This is a genomic window from Salinibacterium amurskyense, from assembly GCF_002797685.1.
GTDB lineage: Bacteria > Actinomycetota > Actinomycetes > Actinomycetales > Microbacteriaceae > Rhodoglobus > Rhodoglobus amurskyensis.
Window position 1 is genome coordinate 972,076 of sequence record NZ_PGFH01000001.1, and the last position, 15,318, is coordinate 987,393.

Here is a 15,318-nt window from a genome sequence, read left to right on the forward strand (position 1 = left end):
CCTAACGAGCAGAACCGCGACAATAGGGGAATGAGCTCAGCTGCCGAACGTCTCGCTGCACCTCAGCCTGCGCGACCGCGCATTCCGGCGTGGGCGATCAATGGTGTTCTCGCCATCCTGATTATCGGTTCAGCATTCCTTCCGTTCTCCGAGACAGGATTTCGCTCCACCACCCTCTTCACGCTCATCATCACTTTGCTGCCGGCGGCAATCCTCCCGTTCCGGCACCGCTGGCCGATCCCTGTGCTCGCTGGTTTCATCGCGTTTTACGGAGTGGGCGCGCTCGCAGGCACTCTCGCTCCAGGGCTCGTGCTCGCTATTGCGGTTGCGATGTTCAGCCTCGCGAACCGCACAAACCGACGCACCACCGTAATCGCGGGCGTCTCTGCGATGCTCGCTATTGGAGTGCTCAGCCTCCTAGCGGCTCTGGGTAGTGTCTTCGACCCCCGAGTCGTGCAATTTCTCTTCACTGTCGCCTTTGCGGCAGCGGCCGGCGACGGCGCTCGTTCTCGCCGAGAGTTTATTGCCGCTATCACTGACCGTGCCGTGCGCGCCGAGGAAACGAAAGAGGCCGAAGCCAAGCGTCGCGTCACCGAGGAGAGGCTGCGCATCGCTCGTGACCTCCACGATGTTGTTGCTCACCAAATCGCTGTCATCAGTTTGAATGCGGGCGTTGCTTCGGCATCCCTAGAGTCCCGGCCGGAGAAAGCCAAGGAGTCTCTCGGCACAATCCGCAGTGCTGCCCGAGTCGTGCTCGGCGAGATTGGCGACCTGCTAGAAATTCTGCGTTCTGACTCGGATGATCCCGCAGACGCTGCGCTCCCACAGCCGGGCCTTGACGGGCTCGACGAACTTGTTGAAACATTCGCGAGCAGTGGCCTCACAGTGCAATTGCGAATCGAGGGCGAGCTGGACAGAGTTTCTGCGGCGACCGCACTGGTTGCGTACCGTGTCATTCAAGAAGCCCTCACCAACGCCCACAAGTACGGGGCGGAAGGCCGGGCGCATGTGTTGGTCGAAGTGGTTGATGACAGCATGCGCGTTGTCGTGACCAATCCGAGTCGGGTTGCTGACTTCGGCGAGGGTGGTTCCGCCGCAGCAACCGCTGGTGCAGCCGCTTCCGGCACCGGCACCGGCTTGGGGCTCGTCGGACTGCGCGAGCGAGTCGCCTCGGTGCGAGGAACAGTCGAAACAGGATTTGTGGGTGGCAGCTACCGCGTGGTGGCGACCTTGCCGGTTATTCAGGGAGAAACCAGATGACCACCGTTCTTGTAGCCGATGATCAGGCGCTTATCCGCCAAGCTGTCTCCGACATTCTCACGGGCGCAGACGGTATCGAGGTCGTTGGTGACGCGGTTAACGGCCGTCACGCGGTCGAACAATCCCTGGTGCTGCAGCCTGACGTAGTCGTTATGGACATTCGGATGCCCGAGCTCGACGGTATCGCGGCCACGGCGGCGATCTGCGCTGACCCGGCGCTGGCATCAACGAAGGTGCTCATTCTCACGACGTTTGAAGAAGACGAAAATCTTGTTGCGGCCCTCCGAGCGGGAGCAAGCGGATTCATCGGCAAAGGCTCAGAGCCTGACGAGATCATTCGCGCGGTGCGAGCAGTTCACGAGGGAGAGTCGTTGCTCTCCGCCGCAGCCACTCGCAGCCTCATCCAAAAATATGTGTTGCCGCCCTCCGCCGTAGCAGGCGCACCGGCCACTATCCCTCCTGAACTGCTGCAACTGACTGAGCGGGAGCGCGAGGTGCTTCTTCTTGTCGCTCGTGGCTATTCGAATCAAGAAATTGCTGACGAACTCTTCATCTCGCCACACACGGCCAAGACCCACGTGAATCGCATCATGACGAAGCTCAATGCCCACGATCGTGCGCAGCTCGTGATCCTTGCTTACGAAAGCGGCTTGCTCGCCCCGGGCGCGCGCTAACAGTTCTGTGCCACGCTATTAGGGAGCGGTTGGAACCCCGGGGGCCTAGATCTGCTTTCTGAGGTCTGCCTGGCGCTTCTGCTCGGCCGCGCGTTCGAGTCGCTCAATGCGCAAGAGGTCGAGCAGCAGCAACGCAATGGGCACAACGGAGACGATGCCCCACCATTCCTGAGTTCCGCCGGTCGTGACGTACACGATGTTGAACACGACGGCCCACGCGAGACCGCCGATGAGCCAAAGAAGGCGCCACCACGGTGTCGTGAGTTGGCGGATGCGCGTACGCAGCAGGGACGTCTTCGCTGGGGGAGTAGCGCCATCGGGGGTGCCTGCCGAAGCTGTATCGTCCATGCGCCAACTCTACGTTCTTCGTGCGGCCCCGGAAACTCTCTGTGCTCGCTGGGAAAAGCTGCACGGTTTCATGAGTTTTCCACTCCTTATCGAGATGGCTTTCTAGGGTGAAACTGGCGTTATCCCGCCTCATCACGAACGAAAGGGACACCATGGCACACGACCAGTACACCTTCCTTGATCCCGTTACGCGCTTCGACAAGGTGGAACCGCCGAAGCAACACCAGCCCGAGCCGGGCCTCGATTCCGAACTTGACCCTCGCGCCGATCTTGGCGAAGACAGTTACCGCGGTAGCGGGCGGCTTGCTGGCCGCAAAGCGCTCATCACCGGAGCCGATTCGGGAATTGGGGCTGCGGTCGCGATTGCTTTTGCTCGAGAAGGGGCGGATGTTGCCCTGTCCTACCTGCCTAGTGAACAGAGCGATGCCGAGCGCATCGCCGCACTCGTGCGCGATGCAGGACGAGAAGCGCACCTGTTGCCGGGTGATATCTCTACCGCAGAGGCAAGCCGCACGCTGGTCGCCGACGCCGTCGAGAAGCTGGGCGGCCTCGACACTCTCGTCAATAACGCTGGCAAGCAAGTATTCTGCGAAAAGCTCGAAGACCTGACGGATGAGGCTTTCGACCAGACCATGAAGACAAACGTCTATGCGATGTTCTGGATTACCAAGGCGGCGCTTCCACATCTCCCCGCCGGGTCGAGCATCATCAACACGACGTCTGTTCAGGCCTATAAGCCTTCGCCCGTTTTGGTGGATTACGCCACGACGAAGGCGGCAATCAACACCTTCACTAAGGCGACGGCGGCTCAGCTGGCGGAGCGAGGCATCCGCGTTAACGCGGTCGCTCCTGGCCCGGTGTGGACGGTACTTCAGGTCACGGATGGTCAGCCGCAAGAGAAGATCACGAGCTTCGGCCACGACACCCCGCTGGGTCGCGCCGGGCAGCCAGCAGAGATGGCACCCGCGTATGTGTTCCTTGCCTCCGCCGAATCCAGTTATGTGGTGGGTGAAACGCTCAACGCCAATGGTGGGATTCCGACTCCGTAGCCACAACTGACAGTCGATTCACCGAATACCTCGGGGTTCTCGAAACTTTTCCGTAACACCCGCGCTGCACGTTTAACGTGCGCGAAACATAACTGAGGGGTTACCGAAACGCTAAGCCGCGATGCTTTGTCGTGCGGGTCGGTGGGAGTGGAATAACCCGACACTCACCGAAATCCGCCACAGCGACACGTGTGCACCAGGCACACAAAGCGAAAGAGGTTGAGATGGATACAGTGGTTTGGGTACTCATTAGCACTGCACTTGTGCTGCTTATGACCCCCGGTTTGGCATTCTTTTACGGTGGACTCGTCAAAGAGAAGTCCGTAGTCAGCATGATGATGATGAGCTTCGGATCTCTCGGCCTTGTCGCCGTTCTCTGGATCCTCATCGGCGCAAACATGAGCTCGATCGACGGTTCCGTCTGGTCATTCTCTGGTAACCCGTTCAGCAACTTCGGTCAAGAAGGCGTAGCCGGTTCTGACCTCCTCTTCGTTGCTTTCGGTGGAACTTTCGCCATCATCACGACCGCACTGATCTCGGGTGCCATCGCTGACCGTGCTCGCTTCGGTCCGTGGATGATCTACACCGGTGTCTGGGCAACTCTCGTTTACTTCCCCGTTGCAGCTTGGGTCTGGGGCGGCGGCTGGATTCAGAACCTCGGTGACATCCTCGGTGGTCTTCCCGCCGTAATCGACTACGCCGGTGGTACTGCAGTTCACATCAACGCTGGTGCAGCTGCACTTGGTCTCGCTCTGGTTCTCGGAAAGCGCGTTGGCTTCAACAAGGACATCACGCAGCCTCACAATGTGCCCCTGGTTCTTATCGGTGCTGCACTGCTCTGGTTCGGTTGGTTCGGATTCAACGCCGGTGCCGCTAGCGACCCCGACGAAGCCGGCCTGATCGTGTTCAACACGCTCGCCGCTCCTGCAGCAGCAATCCTCGGTTGGATCGTTGTCGAGAAGCTCCGCACCGGTAAGGCCACCGCGGTCGGCGCCGTTTCGGGTGTTGTCGCTGGTCTCGTTGCCATCACTCCCGCTTGTGCAAACCTGACGCCCGGTTGGGCACTCATCCTCGGTCTGATCGCCGGTGCTGTTTGTGCTCTCGCCATCGAGCTCAAGTTCAACCTCGGCTTCGATGACTCGCTCGACGTAGTGGGCCTCCACCTCGTTGCCGGCATCATCGGAACGATCTACCTCGGCTTCTTCGCCACCGACACTGGTCTCTTCACCGGTGGAGATGCAGGCCAGCTGGTTGTTCAGACCATCAGTGTTCTCGCCGTAGCTATCTTCTCCTTCGCAGCCTCCTGGTTGATCGGAACCGCGATTCAGAAGACCATCGGATTCCGCGTTACTTCGGAAGAAGAAATCGCCGGTATCGACCTCGCCGTCCACGGCGAGTCGGGCTACGCACTGTCGTCACAGGAGACTGTGTCGGCTAAGTAGAGCCCACAACCTCGGGAGGGGCACAACTGTTATCGCGGTTGTGTCCCTCTTTTGGTGTTAAACGAAGAACCCCGCACCGGGCGGTTTCGCCGGGGGAGCGGGGTTTCGTGGCGTTTGAGGAACAGTTAGCCGCGCGTTACGGCTGCAGCCGCAGCCGGTCCCATTCGCCTGAGCCCGTGCGCACGAATCGCACCCGGTCGTGAAGGCGTGAGCTGCGACCCTGCCAGAACTCGATCGTGTGGGGTGCGACAACAAAGCCGCCCCAGTCAGCAGGGCGCGGTACATCGCGCCCCTCAAACTCGACTTCGAGCTCTGTCACCCGCTGCTCCAAGAGTGCTCGGGATGCGATGGGTTGCGATTGTTCGCTGGCGTGCGCCGCGATTTGACTGCCTCGCGGTCGCGTGGCGAAGTAGGCGTCAGAAAGAGCTGCGGCAACGGGGCGAGCGGTTCCCTGCACGAGTACCTGCCGGTGGATTGAGTACCACGGGAAGGTCAGTGCGGTCGCGGGGTTCGCCAACAGAGCGCGCCCCTTGATCGAGCTGTAGTTCGTGAAGAATTCGAAGCCAGCGCTGTCAATGGCGCGCAAGAGTACGGTGCGAGCGCTGGGGTAGCCCTCAGCATCCACCGTCGAAAGAACCATTGCGTTGGGTTCGTAAACAGCCGCCTCGCTGGCGTTGGCCAACCACAAGCGGAACTGCTCGATCGGGTCAGCGAGCACATCCGAATCATTGAGCGGTAGTTGGCCGTAGTCGGTGTGCTGGCTCAGAGGGTCGGACACGGTGCATCCTTTCGGCAGTGCCTAGGTGCCGCGGCTTAGTCCTCGTCTTCGATGAGGGCCTTGTCGCGGTCGGGGATTCCATCCTCGTTCATGTCGCGCTTGCGGGCGAGACGTGAGTCCCAGCGCAGGCTGATGGCGGCGAGAACGGCAGCTAGGGCGGTGCCGATGAGAATCGCGAGCTTGGCTCCGGTGGTGTGCTCGCTATCGGGGAATGAGAGTTCCGAGATGAGCAGTGACACGGTGAAGCCGATACCCGTGAGGAAGCCGATGGGCAGCAAGTCTCGAAGCCCGATTGAGTCGGCGAGACGGAACTTGGTGACCTTGGTGATGAGCGCGGTGGTCCCGAGTACACCGATGATCTTTCCCAGCACCAGACCGAGGATGATGGCGGCCACAACCGGCTGAACCAGCACGTCGTTGACGCTCTCATCGCCACCGAGCGAAACGCCCGCGGCGAAGAAGGCGAAGACAGGCAGGGCAATTCCGGATGACGTGGGGCGAACAGCGTCATCGAACGCGTGGGTGCGGGTCTCTTTCTCGCCGTGCACGAGCTTGGCGGGAACGGTGAAGCCGAGAACAACGCCGGCGATCGTCGCGTGCACACCGGAGTCATGCATGAACGCCCAGGCCACAAGAGCGAGGGGGATCAGCAGCCACCAACGAGGCTTGCGCGAGCGAACGACGAGACCGAAGAGCACGATCGCAACGAGCGAGAACAGCAGCGACAGCAGGTCGATGCTCTCGGTGTAAAACAGGGCGATGATGACGATCGCGAGCAGGTCATCCACTACGGCCATCGTGAGAAGGAAGGTGCGCAGCGCGCGCGGAAGACCGCGGCCGAAGATAGCGAGCACTGCGAGAGCGAACGCAATATCGGTGGCGGTGGGGATCGCCCAGCCGCCAAGGGCGGTCGAATCGCCCGAGATGAGAATGATCAGCGTAAAGAGCAGCGCGGGAAAGAGCATTCCGCCGATGGCGGCGAAAACGGGAACAGCGGCTTCGCGCGGCTTGCGCAGGCTGCCGGCAACGAGCTCTTGCTTGAGTTCGACACCAACAACAAAGAAGAAGATCGCGAGCAGGCCGTCGGCCGCCCACGTGGCGAGAGTGAGGTTCAAGTGCAGTGACTCGGGGCCGATGGTGGTTTCGGCAAGCGCGGCATAGCCTTCACGCCACGGGGAGTTGGCCCAAATCAGCGCGATCGCTGCCGCGACCATCAGCAGAATGCCGCTGGTGGTCTCCATGGTTACCCACCGGCGTACTCGCTTACGGGGGCTCAGCTTTTTAGTGGGTGAGGTCACAAAATTCCAGACGTTGAGGTTCGTCAGCGGGGTCGCCGACACAATCGCCGACCAGACTTCCCGGCACTCCAGCCTCAATTCTACCGGTCGGGTGCCTGAGCGCATGCACCATGACGCGGGCAAATTCGCCACGCACCCTGACCGTCGCATCCCCTCTCTATGAGAGTTGCCTCATAATCACCGCTCAGGCTTGCTGACTGCTGCTCACTAAGGAATCGTGGGGGTTTCATCTCGCTGAACCTGGAAGGACGAACATATGCTCACCCTCACCGAAACAGCCACCACGGTCGTCAAAACGATCGTCGAGCAAGACCCCAACGCGGATGCCTCGGGGCTCCGCATTAACGGAGAGCCTGGCGCTCCCAACTTGACCGTCGCCGTTGTTGCGGCTCCGGAGGCTGGCGACTCTGTCGTTGAAGCCGATGGTGCGCGCGTCTTCCTCGAAGAAAACGCGTCGGTCGCTCTGAGCGACAAGACGCTCGATGCCAACGTGGGCGAGAACGGCGCAGTGAACTTCGCCGTGATCGACCAGGCCTAACGGGCCACAAGCTTCAGGGACGGTGGCGATGTATTCGTCACTGTTCCGCCGCTAGTAGCGGGCGAGAGCGTCAGCATCTCGAGCATGAGTAACCGATCGGCGGATGGCGTCAAGGGCCTCCACCGGATCTGTCTCAGCTTCAGCGATCATCAGCTGACGCTCCGCCTCTGCTAGCCGGGTGCGGGCGCGAGCACTGGCTCCGCCCCGCCCCACTAGCTCTCGAACGACTGAGATCTGACTTCGTGCCGCCACCAGGGTTCCTTGGTAAGCGGCGCGGGCGTGTTCGAACCGCTGTTGCTGGTTCCGCGCCGTCGCGAGAGCACTATCGAGTTCTGCCCCCGCATCATTCAGCAATTCCAGCTGTTCGAGCGGGCTGTGGCGAGTGTCGGATTCCGCTGCCGTGAGCTCCAGTGCCCGCTCGTTGGCCGAGATCGCCGTAAGAATACGTGCACCGCTCTGCGGGTCGGGGGCCGACTCCGCCGCAAATCGAGCTTCGTGCAAATCGGTGCGGGTTGCGTCGCGCAGCTGCAGCACGGCAGCATCCGCTTCGGCGAGTTCCGCAAGAGCTTGGTCAGTGGCCGCCGCCGCGCGCTGTGCTCGATGGAGCGAGTTTGCTGCGGTGCGCAGGGTGTCGGTGACTGCGTTGACGCCGGTGGGGCTAATGCTCGGCGCCGCAGCATCCAGAGCAGTCGCAGCTGCCGCAAGCTCTGTCTGGCCTGCCGCTAGCTCTCGGCGGGCGACCGTCAGTGCTTCGTCCGCATAGTCGTGTTCCGCTGTTTCCAGTTGACGCGCTGCCGTAGCCAATCGCTCACGAAGTGACTCGACCTCCGAGCGCAATTGCTGTTCGGTCGCTGCTGCTGCAGCCTCATTGTGGCGTCGCGCGGCGAATGAGGCGTCGAAATTGTCGAGACTAGCGAGCGCCTTCTCGCAGAGGGCAGTCATCTGCAGCGTCAGGCTGCGGCGGCGCTGATCGGCGGTGCTCGGGGCCTCGTCCCGTTGCTGGCCGAGCCGGAACGCCTCCGTCAACTGGTCGCGCGCTTCGGCAAGGGCGTTCGCAAAATCGCGGGCCGTCTCTGCCCCGAATTGGGCAACGGCAAACCCCAGCTCTAAATCAGCTTCGCGAACCCGGTCATCGAGAGCAACGAGGAGACCAGCCGCACGCGACTCCAGAGTCGATTGCGATGCCGTTCCGCGGATGCCGCGGTCCCCACCGCGACGAAACAGCGCCACAAAGGCAACGGCTCCCACTGCCAACACGAGCACAACGACGGTGACTACCGCGATCGTGGTGCCGCGCACGACATCCGCGGCATCGGTCGCGACGAGAAGGGGCAGCCCGAGGGAGAACATGCACCGTATTCTACGGTCGCGTGCCGCATGAACTGGGGGTGCCGCCTGCCAGTGAGTCTTGCGAAACCCGCGGCGGTTACAGGCTTTATTGCGCTGGGCAGCTTAAGGTGGCGGTGTGTGGCGTGCAGATAAAGTTTCGGATGATTTCACGGGGGACCCAGAAACGGGCGGCCCCGACGTTGACGATGCCGAAAACGAGCACGCTCACGCCCACATTCAAGTGACAGCGCCTCACACGCTGAGTTTTGGTGAGCCAAACATTATGGCCGGAAACGTTGCAGAGCCCACGTGGACGCAGTGGCGTACACAGTTGTCTGAACTGGGTGGGCGTTCGCCGCTCATCCACTTCGTTGATTCGCCTCGTACGAGAGTGGATCTCTCAACCACGCATCCCGGTGGCCTTGCGCAGTTCATCACGGGCAAGCGCACGCTGCTCTCGAGCCTCATTCGTGACGATGTCGCACTGCGCTCGGCAAAGACCGCTGCGGGCGCTGTTGCGGCCAAGGGCCTTGAACTGGCAACGGCCCGTGGCATCGATTCGGTGCACTTGGGAATCGGCATTGCGCGCTGGACCCATAACGATGTCGAGTTCTGTGCTCCCGTCTTGTTGCGCCCGCTCGCCATCCGTCGTCACGGTCGAGACTTCGAGCTCAAGCTTCGCGGTAGCGCCTTCTTGAACCCCGCTCTTGCTCGCGCTCTCGACGAGCAGTTCAATCTGCGCCTCGATGCCGAGTCGTTTGTGGCTCTGACTGACGCCGACGGCACGTTCAAGCCGAATCCCGTTATTGACCGACTTCGCGGCCTCACTTCGCACCTCGACGCGTTCGGGGTCAGCCCGCGCCTCGTCGTGTCATCGTTCGCGGATGTCGCCCACGGCCTGGCCGATGACGCCGCCGATCTCAAGCACCCGATCCTTGACGCGCTCGCCGGCAACACCGCCGCAGCGTGGACCATCAAGGAGGGTTACGCTCCCGTCCCCGCTCTTTCGGCCGACGAGCGCTCGCCGCAGACTGACAACCTTCTTCTCGACGCGGATGCTGAACAAGAGAACGTCATCGCGCAGATCGAAGCGGGCAACTCGCTCGTGGTTCGCACTCTGCCCGGTACCGGCGGCACCCAAACGATCGTGAATGCGGTCGGAGCCCTCGTTGCCCAGAACAAGCGCGTTCTCGTCGTGAGCCCGCGTCGAGCCTCCCTGCAGTCGATCGCCGATCGCTTCGCCGATATCGGGCTTCCGGGTCTCTCGGTATCCCCGCGCACACTTCGTCGCGACATCATCCGTTCCATTTCTCGCAGTGAGAAAGCCAGCAAGCCTCAGATCGAAGACGTGGATGACGCGCTACTTCGCCTGCGCAAGATCATGCTCGACTACCGGGAGTCCATGTCGGTCACCGACGGTGTGCTTGGCGTCTCGGTTCTCGATTGCGTCTCGGAGCTCAGCCGTCTCGCACTGCTGCCCACTCCGCCTTCCACGACGGCACGCCTGTCGCGCGAAGCGGTAGAGAAGCTCGCCAAGGACCGCAGTGCCGCTACCGGCGTGATCATCGCTGCCGCCAAGCTCGGCGAGTTCAAGTACGGCCCCGGCGATTCTCCGTGGTACGGCGCACAGTTCGCTAACGGTGGCGAGGCGCTCAAGGCTCATCAGGTCGCCCAGCGGGTCAATGGCCAACTCTCTGAACTGTTGGATGTCGCCAACCGTCTCGTGTCGAACACGCGCATGCGCCCGTTCCAGAGCATCGATGAGCTCGGGGTGTACCTGCGACTGCTCGTGGATCTCCGCGAAACCCTCGACCGCTTCGTGCCTACCGTGTTCGACCGCGCGATCACCGAACTTATTGCGGCCACGGCTCCGCGCCGCGATTTCCCGGAGATGACGAGTGCTAACCGCCGTCGCCTCAAGAAGCTCGCGCTCGAATACGTGCGCCCCGGCGTTCGCGTTCCTGACATGCACGGCGCTCTCAAGCGCATCCAGAAGCAGCGTGTGCTCTGGCACCGTTTTGTCGCCGAGGGTGCGAGCCCGGCAGTGCCCGTGGGTATTGGCGAAGTGCAGCGCTCGTACCAGCAGGTGTCGGAAGATCTCGCTCTCCTCGATATTCCCTTGGGAATCGCGGACTCGCACGTGAACCTCTCGGCGCTTCCGATCCCGTTCCTCATTGAGAAGGTCGCGTCGCTCGCAGCCGAGTCTGATGTGCTCAACAACCTGCAGGAGCGCACGGCGCTCATGGGCAGCTTGCGCGACTTGAAGCTCAACCCGCTCATCGAAGACCTGGCCGAGCGCCACGTTCCCGAAGATCAGGTTGCCGCGGAACTTGAACTGTCGTGGTGGAAGTCGGCGCTCGACTCCATGCTCGAAGTGGATCGCGCTCTGTTGAACGCCAACACGTCCGTTGTTGACCGTCTCGAAGCGGATTTCCGTCTCGTGGACGAAGCGCACGCCTCGGCCAACGCCAAGCAGCTGTCGTGGCAGATCGCCGAAAACTGGAAGATCGGTCTGGTCGACTGGCCCGACGAAGCGAGCGCCCTCAAGCGCGCGCTTGCCAAAGACCGTCTCACGTCCTTTGACGTACAAACCTCGGCACCGCACTTGTCGCGAACGATCGCGCCGGTGTGGCTTGCTTCGCCCTACGAGATCGATTCCGTTGTCGACACTATGCCGTTCGACACCGTCGTGCTCGTGGATGCCGGCGCCGTCACTGTTGCCGAAGCGGCCGGAGCCATTCGCCGCTCGAAGCAGGTTGTCGTTATTGGTGACCCCGTCATCCAGTCTCCGACACCGTTCGAGACCGCCGTGCGCGACGCTACCGGCGACCTGCCGCAGCCCATCGATGACGAAACTCGCGAAGCCCTTGTGGCGGACTCGGCGTTTGCCAAACTCAGCGGCCTGCTGCCGACCTTGACTCTCACGCGCAGCTACCGCCCCGGTGGGGAAGAGCTTGCCGAACTCGTGAACCGTCGTTTCTACGACGGCCAGATCGAGTCGTTGCCGTGGGCCGGAAGCTTCCTCGGGCACGGCAGCCTTGCGGTCAGTTACGTTGCTGACGGTGTGGGAATGCCCGACCCTGACTCGGGAGCGGTCGAAAGCCCCGACGCTGAGGTTGCGCGCGTTGTCGAGCTCGTTCTCGATCACGCCACCAAGCGCCCTCAAGAGTCGCTCATGGTTATCACGGCAAGCCCCGTGCACTCCGTTCGCGTTATGCAGGCGGTATTGGATGCTGTCAGCCGCCGTCGCCCGGAATTGCTCGACGTCATCATCGGCGATCGTGCAGAACCGTTCACCGTCACGACGATCGATCAGGCCGTGGCCCAAAGCCGCGACCGGGTTATCTTCTCCATCGGATACGGCCGCACGCCGCACGGTCGCGTCCTCTCCGACTTCGGTTCGCTCGGCGAGCCCGGGGGAGAGCGACTGCTTGCGGTGGCGATGACGCGCGCGCGTCGTTCGCTCGAGATCGTTACGTCGTTCCGCTCAGAAGACCTCGACGATGGTCGTATGAAGCACGGTGCGGTGGCGCTGGCTGAAGTGCTCGACGAAGTGGATGCCCGCTACGCCGAAGTTCCTGTGCCCGACGACAGCGATCCCATGCTCGTCGATCTCGCTCGTCGCCTCGAAGCTCGCGGATTGCGCGTTGCTCTCGGCCACCGCGGCAAGCTTGGCCTCGTTGCTTCGCGCGGTGGACGCTGCGGCACGATTGAGACCGATGCCATGGTTCACGAGTCGAGCCTGCGCGAGTCACTGCGTTTGCGCCCGGAGCTGCTGCGCCGCCTCGGCTGGCACTACCTGCGCGTGCACGCTTTCGAACTTTTCAGCGATCCTGACCAGGTAGCCGACAAGGTGGCCCGGATGCTCGGAGCAGAACCTGCTCCCACCACCGAGCCCATCACGATCATCCCCGCCAAGCGCCCCGAGCAGTAATGGCGGAGCGCAGCAACGACGCGGACGCCGGTACGAACGTGAAGTCATCCGCCGACGCGATGTCGAGCGCCGCGGCAGATTCGGGCGTCGAACCGGATCCAGCCGCGGAGGCAACGTCGCGGGCGAAGCGATCCAAGAGCCGACGGGTGACGACGCCGCCGCCGGCAGGGTCAGATCCGCACCCCACGGGCGAGCCAGAACGGCACCAGAACAACGAAAACGACGAGCGACTCAAGGGCGATAAACCTCCGCATTGGGGGTAAGTTCCTTGGCCGCTCGCCGTGAGTGCTCGAGCTTCGGGAGTAGCTCGAGTGAGAGCTCAGTTTCGCTAGCTGTTTTGCTTAGCGAGCAAGTCGCGAATCTGGAGAAGCAGTTCTGCTTCGGTCGGGCCGGCTTCGGGCTCAACGACCTTGGGCTTGCGGGCATCCGCGAGCTTGTTGGCGTAGTTCATGGGAGCCACGATCGCGAAGTACACGACGACAGCAACGAGCAGGAACTGGATGATCGCTGCGATGACCGCACCGAAGTAGATGGTGGCTTCTGCTTCACCGGCCGTGGGGATGACCAGGGGGAGTGCCGTGGCGAGCGACTCTGCGTTGAAGAGCGCACCGATCAGAGGGTTGAAAACTGCCTCAACGATCGTGTTGACGACTGCGGTGAAGGCAGCGCCAATAACGACCGCAACGGCCAGATCGATGACATTTCCGCGCAAAATGAACGCTTTGAATCCGCTTAACATTGGTGCTCCTTGTAGTGGGGGATACGTCAACTATGACGCTTTAGCAGCCGATGGTGAAGAGGAAGACGAAGAAGATCCCGAAGAAGTTGATGATCCTGACGTCGATGACGAACTCGACGACGACGAGCTCGACGAGCCGGAATCGCCCGAACCTGAGCCAGATGTCTTGGTCGTCGACGACTTCGAACTCGACGAGCCGGAGCTCGGATCTGTGGAGCTCGTGGTGGAGCGCGAGTCATTGCGGTAGAAGCCCGAGCCATTGAACGTGACGCCGACGGCGGAGAAAATCTTGCGCAGCTTGCCCTGGCAGGCGGGGCAGACCGTGAGCGAGTCATCGGTGAACGACTGCTGAATGTCGAAAGCGTTGTCGCACTCGGTGCAGCGGTAAGAGTAGGTAGGCACGAGATCCTTAGTTGTGCTCGGTGATGGTGACAATCCCCGAGGGGGTAACAATGCCATCCACTGGTTGGTCATGAATTTCGGTGGGCACTTCTGCCACATATTCGTTATCGAAGATCACGGCGTAGACGGGAGGCTTGGTCTCCATCGAGCCGAGCGTCTTGTCGAAGTAGCCGCGGCCCCAGCCCATGCGCATTCCGGAATGATCGACGGATGCCGCCGGCACAATAATGAGGTCAACGTCGTTGATAGCGATCGGGCCCAGTACCTCGCTCGTCGGAGCGGGCATACCGATGAGGTCTTTGTCTTCTTCTTCGCCGTCGTAGGGAGCCCAGTCGAGCAGACCGTCGGCGCGAGAAATCGGCAAGAGCACGGTGATGTCGTGGTCGCACGCCCAGCGCAAAAAACCACGCGTTTCGGGTTCGTCGGTGGTCGACAGATAGGCGGCTATCGAGGTGGAACCGAGGCGCTGAGCAAGTTCGATGAGGTTCGCTGTTACGCCTGTGTTAAATTCTTCCCGCTCTTTAGCGGTGCAGATGCGTCGGCGTTCGCGTAATTCGGCCCTTAGTGCACGTTTGTCGTGACTGACGTCGTCGGTCATATAGGCATTCTACGAGACTGGCCGACTACCATGTACCCATGGCTACGAAGATTACTAAAGCGGTTATCCCTGCTGCAGGTCTGGGCACTCGATTCTTGCCGGCAACAAAGGCAATGCCGAAAGAAATGTTGCCGGTGGTCGACAAGCCGGCCATCCAATACGTTGTTGAAGAGGCGGTGAACGCTGGCCTTACCGACGTGCTGATGATTACGGGGCGAAACAAGAACGCCCTCGAGAATCACTTCGATCGCATGACGGAGCTCGAGGCCACTCTCGAGCAAAAGGGCGACACGGATCGCCTGCACAAAGTGGAGTACTCCAACGACCTCGCTGACATGCACTACGTGCGCCAGGGCGACCCTCGCGGTCTCGGCCACGCGGTACTGCGCGCCAAGATGCACGTGGGGCAAGAACCCTTCGCTGTACTGCTCGGCGACGACCTCATTGACGAGCGCGACGTTTTGCTATCGCGCATGCTCGAGGAGCAGATTTCGCGCAATGCGACCGTTATCGCCCTCATGGAGGTCGACCCCGCCCAGAGCCACATGTACGGCATCGCCACGGTCGAAGCGACAGACGATGACGACGTCGTGCGCATCACGGGCCTCGTAGAGAAGCCCGCTCAGGGCACTGCTCCTTCTAACCTCGCCATCATCGGCCGTTACGTGTTGCGCCCCGAAATTTTCGAAATCCTTGAGCGCACCGATCCCGGCAAGGGTGGCGAAATCCAGTTGACGGATGCTCTGCTCGAGATGGCCGAAAGCGACATCGCCGGTGGTGTCTACGGTGTCGTCTTCCGCGGCCGCCGTTACGACACGGGTGACCGCCTCGACTACATCAAGGCCATCGTGCAGCTTGCCGTAGAGCGCGACGACTTGGGCCCCGAGCTGCGCCCGTGGCTGCAGCAGTTCAGCGCAACTCTGGACTAG

Annotated in this window: 14 protein-coding genes and 1 pseudogene; 8 read left to right on the top strand and 7 right to left on the bottom strand. The window is 61.7% G+C overall.

The window, feature by feature from the left end; genetic code table 11:
- Positions 1-30: 30 nt before the first annotated feature.
- Both CLV85_RS04615 and CLV85_RS04620 read left to right on the top strand, forming a co-directional pair.
- A complete protein-coding gene (locus tag CLV85_RS04615; protein ID WP_157847475.1) occupies positions 31-1,260 on the top strand; it encodes a histidine kinase in 1,230 nt (409 codons plus the stop codon).
- Positions 1,257-1,934 carry a response regulator transcription factor gene (locus CLV85_RS04620; protein WP_100388407.1) on the top strand — a complete coding sequence of 226 codons (678 nt, stop codon included), beginning with the start codon at positions 1,257-1,259 and terminating at the stop codon, positions 1,932-1,934. The genes CLV85_RS04615 and CLV85_RS04620 overlap by 4 nt, the downstream gene beginning before the upstream one ends.
- 45 nt (positions 1,935-1,979) lie before the next feature.
- On the opposite strand, the gene CLV85_RS04625 is transcribed toward CLV85_RS04620, so the two are convergent.
- On the bottom strand, positions 1,980-2,282 hold the full coding sequence (locus tag CLV85_RS04625; protein WP_100388408.1) for a hypothetical protein: 303 nt from the start codon (positions 2,280-2,282) through the stop codon (positions 1,980-1,982).
- A 152-nt stretch (positions 2,283-2,434) separates the two neighbouring features.
- Here CLV85_RS04625 and CLV85_RS04630 point away from each other — a divergent pair, with 152 nt between their 5' ends.
- Together CLV85_RS04630 and CLV85_RS04635 are read left to right on the top strand one after the other, a co-directional pair.
- On the top strand, positions 2,435-3,331 hold the full coding sequence (locus CLV85_RS04630; protein WP_100388409.1) for an SDR family oxidoreductase: 897 nt from the start codon (positions 2,435-2,437) through the stop codon (positions 3,329-3,331).
- Positions 3,332-3,555: 224 nt separating this feature from the next.
- The gene (locus tag CLV85_RS04635) at positions 3,556-4,773 is read left to right on the top strand and encodes an ammonium transporter (RefSeq protein ID WP_100388410.1); all 1,218 of its coding nucleotides are present in this window, start codon (positions 3,556-3,558) and stop codon (positions 4,771-4,773) included.
- Positions 4,774-4,909: 136 nt separating this feature from the next.
- On the opposite strand, the gene pdxH is transcribed toward CLV85_RS04635, so the two are convergent.
- Both pdxH and nhaA read right to left on the bottom strand, forming a co-directional pair.
- Positions 4,910-5,551: a pyridoxamine 5'-phosphate oxidase gene (gene pdxH / locus CLV85_RS04640; RefSeq protein WP_100388411.1), complete on the bottom strand. Its 642-nt coding sequence runs from the start codon at positions 5,549-5,551 to the stop codon at positions 4,910-4,912.
- A 35-nt stretch (positions 5,552-5,586) separates the two neighbouring features.
- Positions 5,587-6,891 (bottom strand): Na+/H+ antiporter NhaA, encoded by a 1,305-nt coding sequence (nhaA, locus tag CLV85_RS04645; protein WP_229820317.1) that lies wholly within the window; start codon positions 6,889-6,891, stop codon positions 5,587-5,589.
- Positions 6,892-7,105: 214 nt separating this feature from the next.
- Between nhaA and CLV85_RS04650 the strand changes: the two genes are divergently transcribed.
- On the top strand, positions 7,106-7,387 hold the full coding sequence (locus CLV85_RS04650; protein ID WP_100388412.1) for an iron-sulfur cluster assembly accessory protein: 282 nt from the start codon (positions 7,106-7,108) through the stop codon (positions 7,385-7,387).
- 51 nt (positions 7,388-7,438) lie between these two features.
- Here CLV85_RS04650 and CLV85_RS04655 read toward each other — a convergent pair whose 3' ends face one another.
- A complete protein-coding gene (locus CLV85_RS04655) occupies positions 7,439-8,737 on the bottom strand; it encodes a coiled-coil domain-containing protein (RefSeq protein WP_100388413.1) in 1,299 nt (432 codons plus the stop codon).
- Positions 8,738-8,852: 115 nt separating this feature from the next.
- Here CLV85_RS04655 and CLV85_RS04660 point away from each other — a divergent pair, with 115 nt between their 5' ends.
- Positions 8,853-12,650: a DEAD/DEAH box helicase gene (locus CLV85_RS04660; RefSeq protein WP_100388414.1), complete on the top strand. Its 3,798-nt coding sequence runs from the start codon at positions 8,853-8,855 to the stop codon at positions 12,648-12,650.
- Between the two features lie 328 nt (positions 12,651-12,978).
- Here CLV85_RS04660 and mscL read toward each other — a convergent pair whose 3' ends face one another.
- On the bottom strand, positions 12,979-13,389 hold the full coding sequence (mscL, locus tag CLV85_RS04670; protein WP_100388416.1) for a large conductance mechanosensitive channel protein MscL: 411 nt from the start codon (positions 13,387-13,389) through the stop codon (positions 12,979-12,981).
- Here mscL and CLV85_RS13620 point away from each other — a divergent pair.
- Entirely contained in the window at positions 13,373-13,636 is a 264-nt protein-coding gene (locus CLV85_RS13620; protein WP_308430449.1) for a hypothetical protein, read from the top strand. The two genes, mscL and CLV85_RS13620, sit on opposite strands and share 17 nt — an antisense overlap.
- 14 nt (positions 13,637-13,650) lie before the next feature.
- On the opposite strand, the pseudogene CLV85_RS13625 reads toward CLV85_RS13620, so the two are convergent.
- Both CLV85_RS13625 and CLV85_RS04680 read right to left on the bottom strand, forming a co-directional pair.
- Positions 13,651-13,890, bottom strand: a pseudogene (locus CLV85_RS13625) (FmdB family zinc ribbon protein); the annotation flags it as partial.
- Complete coding sequence (locus CLV85_RS04680; protein WP_100388418.1) at positions 13,799-14,389, bottom strand: 5-formyltetrahydrofolate cyclo-ligase; 591 nt, start codon at positions 14,387-14,389, stop codon at positions 13,799-13,801. The pseudogene CLV85_RS13625 and the gene CLV85_RS04680, both read right to left, overlap by 92 nt.
- A gap of 38 nt (positions 14,390-14,427) precedes the next feature.
- Here CLV85_RS04680 and galU point away from each other — a divergent pair, with 38 nt between their 5' ends.
- A complete protein-coding gene (gene galU / locus CLV85_RS04685; RefSeq protein WP_100388419.1) occupies positions 14,428-15,318 on the top strand; it encodes a UTP--glucose-1-phosphate uridylyltransferase GalU in 891 nt (296 codons plus the stop codon).

Bases quoted from the DNA above. Each gene is read 5' to 3' on its own strand.
- CLV85_RS04615 (WP_157847475.1), top strand. From the start codon at position 31: ATGAGCTCAGCTGCCGAACGTCTCGCTGCACCTCAGCCTGCGCGACCG.
- CLV85_RS04620 (WP_100388407.1), top strand. From the start codon at position 1,257: ATGACCACCGTTCTTGTAGCCGATGATCAGGCGCTTATCCGCCAAGCT.
- CLV85_RS04625 (WP_100388408.1), bottom strand. From the start codon at position 2,282: ATGGACGATACAGCTTCGGCAGGCACCCCCGATGGCGCTACTCCCCCA.
- CLV85_RS04630 (WP_100388409.1), top strand. From the start codon at position 2,435: ATGGCACACGACCAGTACACCTTCCTTGATCCCGTTACGCGCTTCGAC.
- CLV85_RS04635 (WP_100388410.1), top strand. From the start codon at position 3,556: ATGGATACAGTGGTTTGGGTACTCATTAGCACTGCACTTGTGCTGCTT.
- CLV85_RS04650 (WP_100388412.1), top strand. From the start codon at position 7,106: ATGCTCACCCTCACCGAAACAGCCACCACGGTCGTCAAAACGATCGTC.
- CLV85_RS04655 (WP_100388413.1), bottom strand. From the start codon at position 8,737: ATGTTCTCCCTCGGGCTGCCCCTTCTCGTCGCGACCGATGCCGCGGAT.
- mscL (WP_100388416.1), bottom strand. From the start codon at position 13,389: ATGTTAAGCGGATTCAAAGCGTTCATTTTGCGCGGAAATGTCATCGAT.
- CLV85_RS04680 (WP_100388418.1), bottom strand. From the start codon at position 14,389: ATGACCGACGACGTCAGTCACGACAAACGTGCACTAAGGGCCGAATTA.
- galU (WP_100388419.1), top strand. From the start codon at position 14,428: ATGGCTACGAAGATTACTAAAGCGGTTATCCCTGCTGCAGGTCTGGGC.